General features: G+C 23.1%; 16 protein-coding genes. 11 read left to right on the forward strand and 5 right to left on the reverse strand.

From position 1 onward, the window contains the following. The first annotated feature begins 217 nt into the window (after positions 1–217). The 11 genes from rluC to AB4W77_RS01560 all read left to right on the forward strand — a co-directional run bounded on the left by rluC (position 218) and on the right by AB4W77_RS01560 (position 8499). Positions 218–1180 carry a 23S rRNA pseudouridine(955/2504/2580) synthase RluC gene (rluC, locus tag AB4W77_RS01510; protein WP_367681259.1) on the forward strand — a complete coding sequence of 321 codons (963 nt, stop codon included), beginning with the start codon at positions 218–220 and terminating at the stop codon, positions 1178–1180. A gap of 218 nt (positions 1181–1398) precedes the next feature. Next, on the forward strand, positions 1399–1563 hold the full coding sequence (rpmF, locus tag AB4W77_RS01515) for a 50S ribosomal protein L32 (RefSeq protein ID WP_367681260.1): 165 nt from the start codon (positions 1399–1401) through the stop codon (positions 1561–1563). A gap of 99 nt (positions 1564–1662) precedes the next feature. Beyond that, entirely contained in the window at positions 1663–2595 is a 933-nt protein-coding gene (gene fabD / locus AB4W77_RS01520; RefSeq protein WP_367681261.1) for an ACP S-malonyltransferase, read from the forward strand. Positions 2596–2622: 27 nt separating this feature from the next. Further along, a complete protein-coding gene (fabG, locus tag AB4W77_RS01525) occupies positions 2623–3336 on the forward strand; it encodes a 3-oxoacyl-[acyl-carrier-protein] reductase (RefSeq protein ID WP_367681680.1) in 714 nt (237 codons plus the stop codon). Positions 3337–3387: 51 nt separating this feature from the next. Further along, a complete protein-coding gene (gene acpP / locus AB4W77_RS01530) occupies positions 3388–3627 on the forward strand; it encodes an acyl carrier protein (protein WP_367681262.1) in 240 nt (79 codons plus the stop codon). Between the two features lie 279 nt (positions 3628–3906). Beyond that, positions 3907–4572, forward strand: coding sequence for a dTMP kinase (gene tmk / locus AB4W77_RS01535; RefSeq protein ID WP_367681263.1), 666 nt, complete (start codon positions 3907–3909; stop codon positions 4570–4572). After that, the gene (locus tag AB4W77_RS01540) at positions 4532–5539 is read left to right on the forward strand and encodes a DNA polymerase III subunit delta' C-terminal domain-containing protein (RefSeq protein WP_367681264.1); all 1008 of its coding nucleotides are present in this window, start codon (positions 4532–4534) and stop codon (positions 5537–5539) included. Before tmk ends, AB4W77_RS01540 begins: the two co-directional genes overlap by 41 nt. Continuing rightward, complete coding sequence (locus tag AB4W77_RS01545) at positions 5526–5726, forward strand: hypothetical protein (protein WP_367681265.1); 201 nt, start codon at positions 5526–5528, stop codon at positions 5724–5726. The genes AB4W77_RS01540 and AB4W77_RS01545 overlap by 14 nt, the downstream gene beginning before the upstream one ends. Before the next feature lie 14 nt (positions 5727–5740). Beyond that, positions 5741–6352: a TatD family hydrolase gene (locus AB4W77_RS01550; RefSeq protein WP_367681681.1), complete on the forward strand. Its 612-nt coding sequence runs from the start codon at positions 5741–5743 to the stop codon at positions 6350–6352. 221 nt (positions 6353–6573) lie between these two features. Beyond that, complete coding sequence (gene ptsG / locus AB4W77_RS01555; RefSeq protein ID WP_367681266.1) at positions 6574–8007, forward strand: PTS glucose transporter subunit IIBC; 1434 nt, start codon at positions 6574–6576, stop codon at positions 8005–8007. A 147-nt stretch (positions 8008–8154) separates the two neighbouring features. Continuing rightward, positions 8155–8499, forward strand: coding sequence for an HIT domain-containing protein (locus AB4W77_RS01560; RefSeq protein WP_367681267.1), 345 nt, complete (start codon positions 8155–8157; stop codon positions 8497–8499). A gap of 427 nt (positions 8500–8926) precedes the next feature. On the opposite strand, the gene AB4W77_RS01565 is transcribed toward AB4W77_RS01560, so the two are convergent. The 5 genes from AB4W77_RS01565 to AB4W77_RS01585 form a co-directional block, all read right to left on the reverse strand. Further along, positions 8927–10036, reverse strand: coding sequence for a porin (locus AB4W77_RS01565; protein ID WP_367681268.1), 1110 nt, complete (start codon positions 10034–10036; stop codon positions 8927–8929). A 93-nt stretch (positions 10037–10129) separates the two neighbouring features. After that, the gene (asnS, locus tag AB4W77_RS01570) at positions 10130–11515 is read right to left on the reverse strand and encodes an asparagine--tRNA ligase (protein ID WP_367681269.1); all 1386 of its coding nucleotides are present in this window, start codon (positions 11513–11515) and stop codon (positions 10130–10132) included. Between the two features lie 1232 nt (positions 11516–12747). Further along, on the reverse strand, positions 12748–13722 hold the full coding sequence (locus tag AB4W77_RS01575) for a rhodanese-related sulfurtransferase (RefSeq protein WP_367681270.1): 975 nt from the start codon (positions 13720–13722) through the stop codon (positions 12748–12750). 162 nt (positions 13723–13884) lie between these two features. Then, the gene (locus tag AB4W77_RS01580) at positions 13885–16746 is read right to left on the reverse strand and encodes a valine--tRNA ligase (RefSeq protein WP_367681271.1); all 2862 of its coding nucleotides are present in this window, start codon (positions 16744–16746) and stop codon (positions 13885–13887) included. 190 nt (positions 16747–16936) lie between these two features. Next, complete coding sequence (locus tag AB4W77_RS01585; protein ID WP_367681272.1) at positions 16937–18448, reverse strand: leucyl aminopeptidase; 1512 nt, start codon at positions 18446–18448, stop codon at positions 16937–16939. Between the last annotated feature and the right edge of the window lie 105 nt (positions 18449–18553).

The following is an 18553-nucleotide window of genomic DNA, read 5'->3' on the forward strand; positions in this document are numbered from 1 at the left end:
TTTTTAAAATATAAAAATTATTATTTAATTATTTATCAATGTATTAATTCTTATGGAAAATAAAAAATTAAATATTTTATACATAAAATAAACACTAAAAAATGTTTTTATTAATTTAATATAATTATTCTATAAAAGTACTATAGATCAGAAATTATATGTTATACATATATAATAAAATATTTTTTAAAAATAATTAATAAAAAAAAATAGATATATGAAAAAAAAAATATTAAACATACAAACTATACTTGTTACAGAAGCAATAGAAAAACAACGTATTGATAATTTTTTAACAAAAAAGTTAAAAAATATACCTAAAAGTATGATTTATAGAATTATCAGAACAGGAAAGATTCAAATAAATAAAAAAAAAATAAAACCAAAATATAAATTAGAAATAGGAGATCAAATCACAATACCTTCAATTAACATAACCGAAAAAGAAATAAAAAAAAATACAGTTAAGAATATTATTTTACACACAAAAAAAATAAAAAATATATTTAAAAATATTTTATATGAAGATGAATATTTGCTAATTATTAACAAACCATCTGGAATAGCAGTACATGGTGGAAGTGGAATAAACTTTGGAATAATAGAAATTATTCGCAAATTAAAACCAGAAAATTATTTTCTTGAATTAGTTCATCGTTTAGATCGTGATACATCTGGAATTTTAATATTAGCTAAAAAACGTTCAACATTACGAAATTTACATCAACAATTGAGAGAAAAAAAAATAAAAAAAAAATATATTACTTTAGTACACGGACAATGGCCTAAAAATAAAAATAAAATTACCGTCCCTTTATTAAAAACAAAATTATTTAATCAAAAAAACATCGTTCAAATTAGCGAAAAAGGAAAACAATCAGAAACTCAATTTTTTATTAAACACCAATACATCAATCATACTCTTTTATTAGCTACTCCAATTACAGGAAGAACTCACCAAATACGAGTACACACAGCTTATACTGGACATCCTATAGTTTTCGATTCGCGTTATGGAGAAAAAACTTTGGATCTTAAATTAAAAAATAAAAATTTAAAAAATAGATTATTGCTCCATTCTTATAAAGTTAGTTTTATACATCCATATTATAAACATAACATGACTATATTAGCACCATTAGAAAAAAAATTTAAAAAATATTTAGATTTACTTTTATAAAAAATAAAATGAAAAATATTTAACATTATGTAAAAATAACATTAATTAATTAATTCGTAATATTCATTGAATATATAAATTCAATATAATAGATAAATACTTACATTATTTTTGATATAAAATATTACTTTTTATCAAAATTTAGTTTATGATAAAAAATCGAATTTTTATTTTTTTAAATGTCGTTTTATGTTTACATAAAAAAAGGAATAATATTTATGGCAGTACAAAAAAATAAACCTACTCGTGCAAAAAGAGGTAAGCGTAGATCTCATGATAAATTAAAAACACCAAATTTATCGATAGATCGTTTATCTGGAGAAATTCATATTAGACATCACATTACAAAAAAAGGATATTATAAAGGCAATAAAATTTTTTAAAAATAAAAAATTATTAATTATTAAAATTCTAAATATAGTTCTCTTTTAATAACATTAAAGAGTTAACTATATTTAAAAATCAAATTTAAGGTAGTGGAAATGCGCATATTTTCCATAATTTTTCCAGGACAAAGTATAAAGATAAAAGGAATATTAGCTTCATCATTATATCAACATCCTATTATCAAAAAAACATTTGAAGAATCATCCTATGCTCTCGGTTATGATTTATTTAAATTAATAAAAAATGATCCAAAAAAAAAATTAAATCAAAGTGAATTTTCACAACCAACAATTTTAAGTATATCTGTTGCTATTTATCGTTTATGGCGACATAAAAAAGGACCTAAACCATTCATTATGGCAGGTAATAGTTTAGGAGAATATTCAGCTTTAGTATGCGCTAAAGTAATTACATTACATGATGCAATAAAATTAGTTAAATTTCGTGGTAAATTAATGCAACAATTAGTACATAACATACCAGTTGCTATGTCAGCGATTATTGGTTTAAATAAAGAAAAAATAATTGATATTTGTAAAATTTATAATACAAATAAAGTAGTAGAACCATCAAATTTTAATTCATTAAATCATATAGTTATATCAGGCCACAAAGAAGCAGTAGAAAAAACTAGTGTTGCTTGTAAAAAATACGGCGCTAAACATATATTTCCATTATCTGTTAATATTGCTGCTCATTGTAAATTAATGCAACCGGCTAAAGAAAAAATGATGTATATTTTAAATAATATTAAATTTAATGAACCAACATGTCCTATTATTAATAATATTGATGTAAAATGTGAATCTTCTAAAAAAAAAATTTGTGAAGCCTTATTAAAACAACTAACAAAACCAGTAAGATGGCATGAAAGTATAGAGTACATGATTAAAAAAGGCGTGTCATTAATTTTAGAAGCAGGTCCTAATTCTACTTTAACAAATATAAATAAAAGAAATTTTTTTTTAGAAGCAATATCATTACATAACAGAAAAAATTTTTTAAAAGCTCTAAAATTAACAAAATAAAAATATGATAATAAAAAAAAAACTGCAATAGTGACAGGAGCATCTCGTGGTATTGGCTTAGATATTGCAAAAAAATTAGCAAAAAAAGGAATTTTTGTAATTGGTACTGCCACAACCTTATTAGGTGTACAAAAAATTAATAATTATTTAAAAAACTATGAAGGACAAGGTATCGTATTAAATTTACATAATTCTATCAGTATTAAAGAAACAATAAATAAAATTTATAAAAATTTTAATAATATTGATATATTAGTCAATAATGCTGGTATTAAATGTGATAAATTATTAATTAATATGACTACAAAGAATTGGATTGATGTATTAAATGTTAATCTAACAGGAATATTCCATCTATCAAAAGCAATTATATCTTCAATGATAAAAAATCGGCAAGGCCGTATTATTACAATTGGCTCTATCGTTGGAAACATTGGAAATTATGGACAAACAAATTATGCAGCAACTAAATCTGGACTAATTGGATTTCATAAATCTCTAGCATTAGAGGTAGCATCTTATGGAATAACAGTAAATATCATTGCTCCAGGATTGATTAAAACAGATATGACAGATACTCTTAACTATAAAAAATATAAAAAATATATCGAAAGAATACCTATGAAACGCTTTGGAGAAGTTAATGATATCTCTGAAGCAGTAATTTTTCTAGCATCTAATAAAGCATCTTATATAACAGGTCAAACATTGCATATCAATGGCGGTATGTATATGTGTTAATCATTTATATATATAAATTTTTTTATATTAAAATAATGGAACTAAAATATTATGAACACCATAGATAACCGTATTAAAAAAATTATTTCTGAACAATTAAGTATAAAAGAAAAAGATATACTTAATTATCACTCATTTTCAAAAGATCTCGGTGCTGATTCACTTGATTTCATAGAATTAATTATGAAATTAGAAGAAGAATTTAATATTGAAATATCAGATAAAGATACTGAAAAATTTAGTACAGTAAAGAATACTATTGATTATATTAAAAACATTTTAAAAAAGTAAAAAAATTTTAAATTAAATATCAATATTTTTACAAAAATATTACTGATGTTTAATTAAAATTAAATACTTATTCAAACTTATTGATTTTTATATATTAATATATATAAAACTCTTACATTATTAGTAAAATCAAATCAAATTAATTTCTTTCATTTAAATCAATTTTTAAAATAAAAAATTAAAAAATACTGCATATTTTAACATTAATCAATACAGAAATAATAATTTTAGTTTTATTGAATTCAATTTAAGTAAAATGCATATAAGTGATTTAATCAAATGAATAATGGTAAATTTATTGTAGTTGAAGGTATAGAAGGATCTGGAAAAACTAATTCTTGTTTACTTATATCAAAAATATTAAAAAAAAACAATATAAAAAACATCATTTATGTACGTCAACCCGGTAGTACTCCTATTTCTGAAAAAATACGTTCTTTAATAAAAAAAAATCATAAAGAAAAATTAATTAATACTAGCGAATTATTATTAATGTATGCAGCTAGAATTCAATTAGTTGAAAATATAATAAAACCTGCACTAAAAAAAGGAACTTGGGTTATTAGTGATCGTCATGATTTGTCTTCTTTTGCTTACCAAGGCGGAGGTGGTAACATAGATATAAAAAAAATTTTTAAATTACATAAAATATTATTAGGAAAATTTCAACCACATTTAACTTTTTATTTAGATGTTGATCCTAAAATAGGTCTACAACGTGTTTATGCCAGAGGTGTCCCTGATCGCATAGAAAATAATAAATTAATTTTTTTTATACGTACTAGAGAAAAATATTTAGAACTAGTAAAATCTAATCCCAATATTATTACTATTAATACTAATCAAAATATAGAAATTGTCAAAGAAATATTACAAAAAAAATTAAAAAATTGGTTAAAAAAAAATGCTTATAAATTGGTATCCTTGGTTAATAAAACCTTATAAAGAGATTATACAACAACATCAAATAGGAAAGGCCCATCATGCTATCTTAATTAACACATGTAGAGGCATAGGTGTGCTAAATCTTTTTTGGGCTATTACTCGTTGGTTGTTATGTAAAAATCGAAAAGACATAAAAAGTTGTGGTAAATGTCATAGTTGTTATTTAATGATGTCTAATAATCATCCTGATTGGTACCAACTAAAAATAAAAAGTAAAACTAATATATTAAGTGTTGATATAATCAGAAAAATTATTGATAAAGTATCTCAGACATCTCAACAAAATGGAGAAAAAATAATATGGATACCAGATATTTCATATATTTCTAATTCAGGAATTTGTGCTTTGCTAAAAATTTTAGAAGAACCTCCTAAAAATACCTGGTTTTTTATTGTAAATTATAATGCACTCAATATATCTTCAACTTTACGTAGTCGCTGTTTTTCATATACTTTATTTCCACCTTCAGAAAAAAAAAGTTTAATTTGGTTAAAAAAAAATAATTATTGTAAAAATGAATTACTATCTTTGACAGCTTTACGCATTACAGAAGGTGCTCCTCTTTTAGCAAAAAAAATAATTCAAGGAAATTTATGGTCAGAAAGAAAATTATTTTTTTTTAATTTAGAAAATGCTATTTACAAAAAAAAATTGTTTAATTTATTATTTTTTTTTACTAAAAAAAACATATATGTATCTATTTATATAGATTGGCTTTGTTACTTACTATTTGATGTCATTAAATGGAAATATAATTTATTTCCATACATACAAAATTTAGATAAAAAAAATTTTATTATATATTTATCTTTAAATTGTACTATTACGTTTTTAGATCATAGTATTCAGTCTTGGATAATGTGTCGACACAGACTAACACATATTATGGGAATTAACTATGAATTATTATTAGCAGAACAATTATTAAATTGGGAAAAAAAAATATTTTATAATGAAAAACTTTAATAAATTAATCTCATCAAAAAAAAATATATTTTTAATAGATTCACATTGTCATATAGATCTCCTAAAAAAAGCAAAAACACATTACGGAATAGAAAATATATTAAAAAAATCCATTGAAAATAATATAGGTCTAATTTTAACAATATCCACTTCTATAAAAAATTTTCTACACATAAAAAAAAAATAGGAAATCACAAAAATATTTTATTCTCATGTGGAATTCATCCCTTATACTTAGATAAGAATAATAAAATAAATTTAAAGTTTTTGAAAAAACTGGCACAAGAAAATGATGTTATTGCATTAGGAGAAACTGGTCTAGATTATTATTACCAAAAAAAAAATAAAAAGGAACAAAAATACGTATTTCGTAAACATATTCAAACTAGTATTAAATTAAATAAACCACTTATAGTGCATACTAGAGAATCTATCGATGATACCTTATCTATTTTAAAAGAAACAGAATCAAAAACATGCAAAGGAATTATACATTCTTTTACTGGAAATATATCTTCTGCTAAAAAAATATTAGATATGGGATTCTATATCTCTTTTTCAGGAATCATTACTTTTAAAAATGCAGATGAAATACGTAAAACAGCAAAATACATACCTTTAGACCGTTTACTAATAGAAACCGATTCTCCCTATCTAACCCCTGTACCAAAACGTGGAAAAGAAAATCAACCATCTTATTTAAAATATATAGCTGATTACATTGTGAAACTAAGAAAAATTAACATGGAATATTTTACAGAAATTACACAAAAAAATTTTTATAAACTCTTCCAGTTAAAAGATAAAAAATAAAAATTCAATTTTATTAAATAGTAAAAATATAAATAAACTATCTATTGTAATATTACGATATATATTTCATGTTAAAATCTTGAGCATATTGCAAATATAAGAATAGAAATATTAAAAAAAATTATTTTTACCAACTAAAATCAATACTAATTTTATTTACAATAAAATACACACGTATAAGTACACATCAATTATTTCTCAATATTCAGGAGTTTCTATAAATGTTTAAAAATACATTTTCTAACCTACAAAAAATAGGTAAATCACTGATGTTACCAGTATCAGTTTTACCAATCGCTGGTATTTTACTTGGAATAGGATCAGCTAAATTTAGCATAATTCCAGATATTTTTTCTAGAATTATGGCAGAATCAGGAGGTTCTGTATTTTCTAACATGCCGTTAATATTCGCTGTAGGAGTTGCTCTTGGATTTACAAATAATGATGGAGTATCGGCATTAGCTTCAGTAATCGCTTACGGCATTATGGTTAAAACTTTATCTGTTGTAACACCTATATTCTTAAATATACCGATAACAGAAATAAATAACAAAAATCTTATAGATACTGGAATTTTAGGAGGTATCATAGCCGGATCAATTTCAGCATACATGTTTAATCGATTTTATCGAATCCAATTACCAGAATATTTAGGTTTTTTTTCTGGAAAACGTTTTGTTCCAATCATATCAGGTATTACTGCCATAATAATAGGTGTAATTTTAGCTTTAATATGGCCTCCAATTGGAAAATGTATTCAAATATTTTCCCAATGGGCTGCTTATCAAAATCCTATTTTTGCTTTTACTATTTATGGAATAGTAGAAAGAGCTTTAGTCCCTTTTGGATTGCATCATATATGGAACGTTCCATTTCAAATGCAAATAGGAGAATATACCAATAATATGGGACAAATATTCCACGGCGATATTGCTAGATATATGGCAGGGGATAATACTGCAGGAAAATTATCAGGTGGTTTTATTTTTAAGATGTATGGTCTTCCTGCTGCAGCTATTGCTATATGGCACACTGCTAATTTAAAAAATAGAGCTAAAATTGGAGGAATCATGTTATCTGCAGCATTAACAGCTTTTTTAACTGGAATAACAGAACCTATAGAATTTTCTTTTATCTTAGCATCTCCAATGTTATACGTTATACATTCTATATTAGCAGGTTTGGCTTTTCCAGTTTGTATTTTACTGGATATGCGAGCAGGAACAAGTTTTTCTCATGGAATCATAGATTTCATTATTCTCAGTGGAAATAGTAACAGAATATGGCTTTTTCCAATAATAGGTTTAATGTATGGTACTGTATATTATTGTATTTTTTATTTTTTAATAAAAAAATTAAATTTAAAAACACCGGGACGAGAAAAAACAAACAACGTTTTCTTTAATAAAAATGCAGATGAAATGGCACCATATCTTATCAAAGCATTTGGTGGAAAAAATAATATAAAACATTTAGACGCTTGCATTACACGTTTACGTGTTACTGTAATTAACGTATCTAAAGTAAATAAAAAAGAACTATATCAACTCGGAGCTGCTGGTATAGTTATATCTGGATCAGGAGTTCAAGTTGTCTTCGGAACAAAATCTGACAATCTAAAAACAGCTATGGATCATTATATACTTCAGTTATGAAAATACATCAAAGGGTAAGAATTCAATACTTGCCCTTATTTTTTATCAACATAAAATATATATTAAAATATATGATTAATTAACAAGAACAATATATAATTATAATGTAATATAGATATATTATTAATTAAAAAAGAAAATTAAATTTTGAATCAAAAAAATATTTTTTTAAAAATTTTAAAAAAAGAAATTAAAGCTGATATTATATATCAAGATAAAATAGTAACAGCGTTTAAAGATATCAAACCAAAAGCGCCTGTACATATTTTGATTATATCAAATACATTAATTACTTCAGCAAATGATATAAATGAAAAGAATGAAAATATACTAACCCATATATTTACCACAGCTATTAAAATAGCAAAAAAAATAGGCATAGATCAAACAGGATACCGTTTAATATTAAATTGTAACAAAAATGGAGGTCAAGAAATCCCTCATTTACATTTACATTTACTTGGAGGTGAATATCTAGGAGATATATTATAAAATATATATTTAAAAATTCAAAAAAATTGTTAGATATAATTGATTAAATATATTTTATTAACTCAATTAAATTAGTTTTTATATATTAAAAAAAAAATATAAAAAAATATTTTAGAAATTAAAGGAAATATTTCTTACAAAAATACTAAAAATTTTAACAATCCTATTAAAAATGTTAAAGATACAATACCATATCTAGAAATTATGTTTCTAATATAAAATTTTTAATCATTAATAATTAACTTAATAAAATAATTGTTTATAAATAAATTTTTCTCTGCTGAATATTTTATTTTTTAATAATACTTAAGAAAAATAAAATTACTACATTTATAGTGCAATAAAAAATCAGCAGAGATATGGAAGTATTCCTTTAATATATTATAAAAATAATTCAATTATATAATAATAAAACATAGGTATTTTATTAAAATTTATAAACCATACCAGCCCTTAAAATATTATCATGAGATTCATCAGGAACATTAATATCTTGATTATATTTCAAAAAATCTAACTTATAATCTATATAAGTATATATCTTTTTACTGAAATTATAATGACTGGAAATGTTCATTTGTCTACTAAAAATTCTTTTTTTACTAAATAACGTAGAATTAATAGATTTCATATTATTACCATAAGATTCAGAATATGTTAAAGAAGAACTTAAACCATTATCAAAATCATATTCACCAAATAATTCTAAATTACCTGATTCACCAGCAAATTTTGTGAACTTCGCATATGGTGTAATATTTCGTCCTTCTCCATAAAAAGCTGCCATATACACATGATTTTTTTCATATTTTACGCCTACTCCATATGCATCAGCACTATCTCCTTGACCATCAATAATTTGACGTGAAGTACGATTTTCAGAAAACCAAGAAGCTACTGCTGTTATCCCTTTTTTATTATCATATTTTATTGAACTACCCCATCCACTTCCATTTTCCTGCATAGAATTACTATTTTTATGTTTCTCTTGATATTGTAAACTAGTAGTTAAATTATTGGATAAACCAAAAAAATTATAGTTATGGTAAGTTATTAAATTACTTGCTCTATCCATTAAAAAAACATCGTTTTCTTTAAATACATGATCAACGTTAATAAAAGAATGGCGATTTGTTAACGATTTAGCATCATATATAACACCATGATTTCTACCATAATCTAAAGAACTCCATTTTCTAAATTTAAAACCTATTAGTCCTAAACTGATTTTATTATTAAGATTGTTATCTATGCTATTTTCTGAAACAAAACCTTTTCCTCTATATTCTAAACAACTATATCCTGACCATTCGTTATTTATTTTTGTTTCTCCAAATAAACCAAGCATATATTCACTAGGATCTTTATCATATTTTTTAGTCGTAGAGCTAGAAAAATCAAGAAATTGATATTTTTGATTCATTCCTCCATAAATTTTTAATTTATTACCATTTTTATTATATATTTCTACAGCATTAGCCGTGTTTATGATTAATAAAAATGGAATTATAATTAGCAAAAAAATATAATTTATCATTATTGTTTATTACCTCATAATTTCAGTTAGTTTTAAAAAATTAAAATTATTAATTTATTTTACAAAAAATATTAAATGTGCATTTATGATTAATTAAAAATTAGCATGACCAACAGTTCTTGGAAAAGGAATTACATCCTTTATATTTTTAATTCCTGTAATATAAACTATTAAACGTTCTATTCCTAAGCCAAAACCCGCATGAGGGACTGTCCCATAGCGTCTTAAATCACGATACCACCAATAATTTTTCTTTTCTAATCCTAACTCTATTAACCGATTATCTAAAATTTCGAGTCTTTCCTCTCTTTCCGATCCACCTATAATTTCTCCAATACCAGGTAATAATATATCCATTGCTGCTACTGTTTTTTTATCTGTATTTAATCTCATATAAAATGCTTTTATATCTTTTGGATAATTACTAATTATTACAGGTTTTTTAAAATATTTTTCTACTATATACCGTTCATGATCTGTGGATAAATTAACTCCCATAAAAACAGATCTTTGGAATTTAATCTTTGATGAAAGTAAAATTTCTATCGCATCTTTATAATTAATTTTAACAAAATCATTTTCTAAAAAATTTCTTAATCTATTTAAAATATTAAGTTCATAAGATGTTTTAAAAAATAAAATATCTGATTCACATTCCTTTAAAACAACCGATACTATATATTTTAACATTTCTTCAGATAATAAATGCATATCTTCTAATGTCGAAAAAGATTTTTCTACTTCTAACATCCAAAATTCTGCTAAATGTCGACTGGTATTTGAGTTTTCTGCACGGAAAACAGGTCCAAATGAATATACTTTAGATAAAGCACAAGCATAAGTTTCTAAAGTTAATTGTCCAGATACAGTTAAAAAAGATTCTTTTCCAAAAAAATCTTTACAAAAATTAATATTTTTAGAAATATTTTTCATATCTGTTGCAGATACTCTAAACATTTCACCTGCTCCTTCAGCATTTGTTTCTGTTATAATCGGTGTAGCAATTAAATAATATCCTTTTTTATCAAAAAAATCATGTAATGCTTTCACTAAAGTATGTCTAATACGAGTAATTGCTCCAATAAAATTAGTACGAGGCCTTAAATGAGCAATATCTCTTAAATATTCAACAGTATGTTTTTTTGCTGAAACAGGATAACTTTTAGGATCTTCAATCCAACCAATAACCTCAACTACTGTGGCTTGAATTTCATAATTTTGTTTTTTACCAGGTGATAAAATTAAGCTACCAATAATAGAAACCGAACAACCCGTAGTTAAACGCAATATTTCCGCATAATTAACTAAATCATGACTAACTACTACTTGAATTGAATTAAAACATGATCCATCATAAACATTAAGAAATGATATGCCAGATTTTGAATCTCTTTTACTGCGTATCCATCCTTGAACTTTAATGATACTATTAACTGGAATACGATGGAGATAAAAATTTGCTATCGATACTGTTTTCATAATTTTTTCCATAATGAAATTATATATAATTTAAAATTAAATTTTAAAAAAATATTTTATAAAAATAATAAATTTCAATAATGATAAAAAATTAAGACGTATTATTTATAATTTTAATTATCATAACTATGATACTATAATTTTATAAAATTTAATATTTTCTATTTTAAAAAATTAAAATTAATAAGTATATATTTTATTTCTTACAAATATTAATTTTATAACCCAATTATTAATACGGTACATTACAAAAATTTTTATATATACATAATTTTTTCTAAAATATTAAATCATTTAGATATCTAACTATAATTTTAATCCATTAAATTATAAAAATAACAAAAAATTTAATTTCATAAATACTGTATATTAATTTATTAAAATACTTAAATAAAATTAATTTTTTCTAAAATAAAAATCAATAGATATTTTTTAAAAATTAAAATATTTTAAAAAATAATTTTGTAGTTAGTAAATTTTTTAAAAATTAATTTATAATTAACTTTAATTTTTATCTTATATTGATAATATCTCTAAATTTCCATGAATAATCCAGATAATAAATAATTAATATTTTTACAAGTTTTAAAAGAATAAATATTTAATCATAAAAATTGAGTTTAAATATATTTAATTTATTAAAAAATAAAACAAATATATTTAGTATAAATAAAATTTTTTTTATATTAAATTAATTTTTTAGTAATTTTTTAATTTTTAAAAATACTTTATTATGTTATTTCTAAAAATTTTTAAATAAAATTTAAAAAATATTTAAAAATAACATAATATATCATAAAATATTATTTTTTATAAAAAATAACATGATATTATAAAACAATTTTTCAATTAAATTTAACGTATAAAAAATATAAAATTATTTTAATATTATAAAAATGACTTATATGCCATATAAAAAATATATATCATAATATTTAATAAAAATTAACATGATTAATATGATAATAAAACATTGTTAATATATATTGAAATAATATTGACTCTTATTAAAAATTTAATAATAAACAATGCTTAAGATAAAAATTATTTGAATATTAATAAAAATAAAAATTACTCTGATAATTAAAACATTTAATAATCATAAAAACATCTTTTATCTTTAATAATTTTTAAATTTTAATCTATTAAATAATATTAGTACTATTTGGATAATAATTTTAAAATATTGATATAAATAAAATTATTAATTTTAAAATACAAATTTAATAAATTTAAATTACTTCTAAAGACCTTGAATTTTTATTTTGTGAGATTAAATTATACAAACATTTTTCAGAACAACAACTTTGGAATTTAACACTACATCTATAACATTGAATAAAAAGAGAATGACATAAATTATATCTACAATTAACATGAGAATCACATTTCAGTCCACATTGATGACAATAAGATATTACTTGATCAGATACTCTTTCTCCCAAACGTGCATCAAAAACAAAATTTTTCCCTTCAAAAAATATTGGTAATTTATTTTTTTTAGCATCATGAAAATATCCGATAATACCACCATCAATATGATATATTTTTTTAAACCCATTGTACTTCATCCAAAAAGTAGCTTTTTCACAACGAATTCCACCTGTACAATACATAACAATTTTTTTATCTTTATAATCTTTAAATAAATCAATCATTATTCTTAACTGATCACGAAAAGTATTAGCAGGAATCGATATTGATTTTTTAAAATGACCTACTTCGTATTCATATGGATTACGTACATCAATAAAAATTACATTTTTATCATTTAACATATTATTTACTTCTTTTGCTTTTAAATATATACCAACATTGTTAGGATTAAACTTTATATTTTCATCAATACCATCTGATACAATTTTTTTTCTTACTTTTATACGTAACACCCAAAAAGATTTCTTATTATCTAAAGCTAGATTCATTCTTAAATTGCTGAAATCAAGATGTATTTTTTTTAAATGTAACTTCATTAAAGAATAAAATTTAACAGGAACACTGATTTGCGCATTAATACCTTCTTCAGATATAAATATTCTTCCCAAAATTTTTAATTTACTAAAATGTACGTACAAATTATCTCTAAATTTTTTAGGAAAATTAATTATACAATATTTATAAAAAGATACGGTTACACGTTTTTCAGTATCGAGTAACATACGATTTTTTAAAATATGATTTGGAATACGATTGTGTAAAAATGACATTTGATATTTTCCTAATAGATAATTATCAACTATTAATATCTAATACTTAAATGTTTTTATGTAAATAAAATTAATTTTATAATTACATGTATAAAAATAAAAAATATTTTTTTTAAAATATATATAATGGTTAATGAAATATATTTTTTATAAATATAAATGTCATTTATCAATATCTGATATTAATTCAATTCTTTTTATCAATTTAATTTTCTTATCTTTCAATCTATCTGAAATTAATTTATTTTTTTCAATTATCTCTTGAGGTGCATACATAATAAATTTTTTATTAGATAATGTAAATTCTAATCTTTGTAAACTTATATTGATTTTATCAATTGCTTTATATAAACGATTAATTTCTAATTTTTTATTTAATTCTCCTGTTATCGGAACTAATATTTCTGCACCATCTATCACTTTTGTGATAGATAAAGGAGTTTTGCTTAAAGATGATAAAATGGTGATACTTTCTACATTAGCTAATATTTTTAAATAATTACCATGTAAATGAATAATTCTTTTGACTTTAGAATTAACATTTTGGAATAGAACAGGAATTAATTTATTTGAAATAATTTTTATAGAAGCACGAATATTTCTTATTGCTGTGATGGCACTTTGAATCCATGTCATGTCATTAATAACCGATTCATTTACTAATTTACTGTTATATTTAGGAAAATTTTGTAACATAATACTTTTATCTTTAATATTAGTTAATACTTTAATACGTTGCCAAATTTCTTCAGTAATAAAAGGAATAATTGGATGAGCTAATCGCAATAAAGATTCTAATATATGTACTAAAGTACATTTAGTACCTATTAAATTTACAGTATTAGTATGACTCATAACAATTTTAGAAAATTCTAAATACCAATCACAAAATTTATACCATACAAAATCGTACAATACCTTGGCTGCATTATCAAATCGATAATTGTCTAAAGCATAACGAAATATTTTTACTGTAGAATTAAATTCTAATCTTATCCATTGATCAGCCAATGATAATTTATAAGAATCTTTTTTTATTATTAATTCTTCACGTTGAACATTCATCAAAATAAATCGGCTTGCATTCCATAATTTATTACAAAAATTTCGATATCCTTTTAACCGATTCATATCCCAAACAATATCTCGTGTTACCGAAGCAAGAGCAGAAAAAGTAAAACGTAATGCATCAGTACCTGTAGCAACAATACCTTGTGGAAATATTTTTTTTGTTCTTTCTTTTATTACTTTTGCTAAATTTGGTTTTAACATGTTTTTAGTACGTTTTTTAATTAACTCTTTTAAAGTGATACCATCAATCATATCTATTGGATCAATTACATTACCTTTTGATTTAGACATTTTTGTTCCTTGTTCATCCCGAATTAAACCTGTGATATACACAGTTTTAAATGGAACTTGAGGTTGACCACTCTTATCTTTTAAAAAGTACATTGTTAACATTATCATTCGAGCAATCCAAAAAAATATAATATCAAAACCACTTACCAATACATTAGTAGGATGAAAAAAATCTAATAAATCAGTTTTATCTGGCCAACCTAATGTAGAAAAAGTCCATAAACTAGAAGAAAACCATGTATCTAATACATCTTCTTCTTGTATTAATTTTACATGATCAGAAACAGAGTACTGTTTACGAATTTCTGCTTCATTTTTCCCTATATAAACATTTTTGTTATCATCATACCAAATGGGAATACGATGACCCCACCACAACTGTCTAGAAATACACCAATCTTGAATTTTATCCATCCAAGAAAAATACAAATTATTATATTGTTTGGGGATGAAACTAATAAAACCTTTTTTAACTGCTTTTATAGCCATTGGAGCTAATTGAGAAGTACGTAAATACCATTGATCAGTTAACATAGGTTCAATGATATCTCCACTACGATCTCCATATGGAATCATATTTTTGTATGGCATTATTTTTTCTAGTAATCCTAATAATTTTATTTCATAAATTATTTTTTCTCTTGCAACAAAACGATTTAAATGTTTAAATTTTTTAGGGATAAAATCATAACTAACATTATTTTTAATACTATTGGTATCATAAATTTCAGGAATATCACGTATTTTTCCATCAAATGTCAAAATGTTAATCATTGGTAATTTATGTCTTAATCCTACTCTATAGTCATTAAAATCGTGACCCGGAGTGATTTTAACACATCCAGTATTTTTGTTTAAATTAGCATGCTTATCAAAAATAATAGGTATAACACGATTAATTATAGGAATTACAACATGTTTTCCTAATAATTTAGAATATCTGTTATCTTCAGGATTCACTGCTACAGCTACATCACCTAATAAAGTTTCAGGACGAGTTGTTGCTACAACTAAATATTTTTTATTATAAAAATTTGAACAATCCTCAAATAAAGGGTATTTTATATACCATATAAAACTTTCTGTAAGACGATTTTCCACCTCTAAATCAGAAATAACAGTTTGAATTTTAGGATCCCAATTTACCAATCTTTTTTTTCTATAAATTAAATTATCTTTATATAAAGCAATAAAAGCTTCCGTTACCGCATTAGATATCACAGGATCTAAAGTAAATCGTTCACGATCCCAATCAATTGAATTACCTAATCGACGCATTTGAGAAATTATTTTACTACCATATTTTTCTTTCCAATTCCATATTTTTTTTACAAAATCAGATCTTGAATATTCAAGACGATTTTTCCCTTCTTTTAAAATAAGATTTCTCTCAACTATTGTTTGTGTAGCAATCCCAGCATGATCTGTACCTACTTGCCATAAAGTATTATCACCTTGCATACGGTGATAGCGGATTAAAATATCCATTATCGTTTGCTGAAAAGCATGACCCATATGTAAACTACCAGTAATATTAGGAGGCGGAATCATAATGCAAAAATTTTTTTTATTACACTTTTTATTGGTTTTAAAAAATCCGTTTGTTTCCCAAAAATTATACAATATTTTTTCAATTTCTTGAGGATTAAAATTTTTTTTCATATTTATTTTTATAAAAGAACTTTAATTTTATTATTAAGTATAAATTTAGATAAAGGACATATTACTGTGTAATAAAATTATTTATACAATATATAATAATTGTTAAAAAATTTTTATATACATAAAATATGTACTAAAGTGAATAATATTCAATATTATTAAAAACTATTATTAAAAAATTGATATAATTTTAATTATTTAAATTTAAACCAGATTTATTTAATAAAAATTGAGAAAGTAATAAAATAGGTCGACCTGTTGATCCCTTTTCCTTACCAGATTTCCAACTTGTCCCAGCTATATCTATGTGAGCCCATATATATTTTTTCGTAAAATTAGATAAAAAACATGCAGCAGTTATTGCTCCTGCAGATCTACAACCGATATTAGCAATATCTGCAAAATTAGAATCTAAATCACTATAATATTCACGAAATATAGGTAGCCGCCATACTTTATCATTAGTTAATTCACCAGCTAATGATATATCATTAGCTAATAAATCATCATTAGAAAATAAACCACTTACATAATGACCTAAAGCAACTACACATGCACCCGTTAAAGTCGCTATATCAATCACGATACTTGGATTAAATCTTTCTACATAAGTTAATACATCACATAATATCAAACGACCTTCAGCATCAGTATCTAAAATTTCTACAGTTTTTTTTGACATTGTTGTAACTATGTCTCCAGGACGATAAGCATTTCCTCCTGGCATATTTTCACAACAAGCTAAAATTCCCACTACATTTAAAGGTAATTTTAATTGAGAAACTATATGCATTAATCCATATACAACAGAAGCTCCTGACATATCATATTTCATTTCATCCATTGATCTAGAAGACTTTATAGAAATACCTCCAGAATCAAATGTTACACCTTTACCAATTAAAACAATTGGTTTACTAGCTTTATCATAACTACCATTATATTTAATTACTGACATACAAGGTTTATTTTTTGAACCTTTCCCCACATATAAATAAGCATTCATTCCTAAATTTTTAAGTGTTATTTCATCTATAATTTCTATTATTATTTTTTTGTTATTCTTTTTTACTAAATTTTGTGATTTGATCTCTAAATAACTTGGCGTACAAATATTCGGTGGTAAATTAGCAAGATCTTTTGCTATTTTTATTCCTTGATTAATAATGAATCCGTGTTTTATTGCTACTTCTCCAGAAATCATTTCCGATTTCTTATATATATTAAAAAACATATTGTGTAACACAATATTTTCTTTTTTTTGTTCATTTTTTAATATACTAAAATCGTATAAAGCACTATCAATTACTTCTACAGCAACTCTAATCTTCCAATACATGTTTCTATTTTTCACATATAAATCATTTAAAAAACATACCGCTTCTGTAGCAGATGTATTTTTTAAAATTTTAATACTGTTAAATATTACCTTTCTATAATTTCTTTCATCAAACTCTGATTCTTTTCCACACCCAATCAATAAAACACGCTCAGAAAAAACATACGGAACATGATACAATAACAGTGATTGATTTATTCTTCCATTTAATTCACCCGACATAATAAATTTATTAATATATCCTTGACTAATTTCGTCTAATTGTTTAGTAGAAAATGGTAATTTTTTATCTTCAAAAACACCTACAATAAGACATTCATTTTTTAATTTTTCTATACTTAAATAATTTATATGAAATTTCATAATATACACCTAAATATATACTTATAAAATATTTTATATTATTACAGAATATCAATTAATTTACTAAAAAAATATATTTCTAAAAAAGATTACTTTTTAATTAAT

The sequence above is a fragment of the Buchnera aphidicola (Pemphigus immunis) genome (assembly GCF_964059115.1).
Taxonomy (GTDB): Bacteria; Pseudomonadota; Gammaproteobacteria; order Enterobacterales; family Enterobacteriaceae; genus Buchnera_C; species Buchnera_C aphidicola_C.

What these genes read in the sequence shown, in the direction of transcription:
- rluC (WP_367681259.1), top strand. Translation starts at nt 218, where the DNA reads ATGAAAAAAAAAATATTAAACATACAAACTATACTTGTTACAGAAGCA.
- rpmF (WP_367681260.1), top strand. Translation starts at nt 1,399, where the DNA reads ATGGCAGTACAAAAAAATAAACCTACTCGTGCAAAAAGAGGTAAGCGT.
- fabD (WP_367681261.1), top strand. Translation starts at nt 1,663, where the DNA reads ATGCGCATATTTTCCATAATTTTTCCAGGACAAAGTATAAAGATAAAA.
- acpP (WP_367681262.1), top strand. Translation starts at nt 3,388, where the DNA reads ATGAACACCATAGATAACCGTATTAAAAAAATTATTTCTGAACAATTA.
- tmk (WP_367681263.1), top strand. Translation starts at nt 3,907, where the DNA reads ATGAATAATGGTAAATTTATTGTAGTTGAAGGTATAGAAGGATCTGGA.
- AB4W77_RS01540 (WP_367681264.1), top strand. Translation starts at nt 4,532, where the DNA reads ATGCTTATAAATTGGTATCCTTGGTTAATAAAACCTTATAAAGAGATT.
- AB4W77_RS01545 (WP_367681265.1), top strand. Translation starts at nt 5,526, where the DNA reads ATGAAAAACTTTAATAAATTAATCTCATCAAAAAAAAATATATTTTTA.
- ptsG (WP_367681266.1), top strand. Translation starts at nt 6,574, where the DNA reads ATGTTTAAAAATACATTTTCTAACCTACAAAAAATAGGTAAATCACTG.
- AB4W77_RS01565 (WP_367681268.1), bottom strand. Translation starts at nt 10,036, where the DNA reads ATGATAAATTATATTTTTTTGCTAATTATAATTCCATTTTTATTAATC.
- asnS (WP_367681269.1), bottom strand. Translation starts at nt 11,515, where the DNA reads ATGAAAACAGTATCGATAGCAAATTTTTATCTCCATCGTATTCCAGTT.
- AB4W77_RS01575 (WP_367681270.1), bottom strand. Translation starts at nt 13,722, where the DNA reads ATGTCATTTTTACACAATCGTATTCCAAATCATATTTTAAAAAATCGT.
- AB4W77_RS01580 (WP_367681271.1), bottom strand. Translation starts at nt 16,746, where the DNA reads ATGAAAAAAAATTTTAATCCTCAAGAAATTGAAAAAATATTGTATAAT.
- AB4W77_RS01585 (WP_367681272.1), bottom strand. Translation starts at nt 18,448, where the DNA reads ATGAAATTTCATATAAATTATTTAAGTATAGAAAAATTAAAAAATGAA.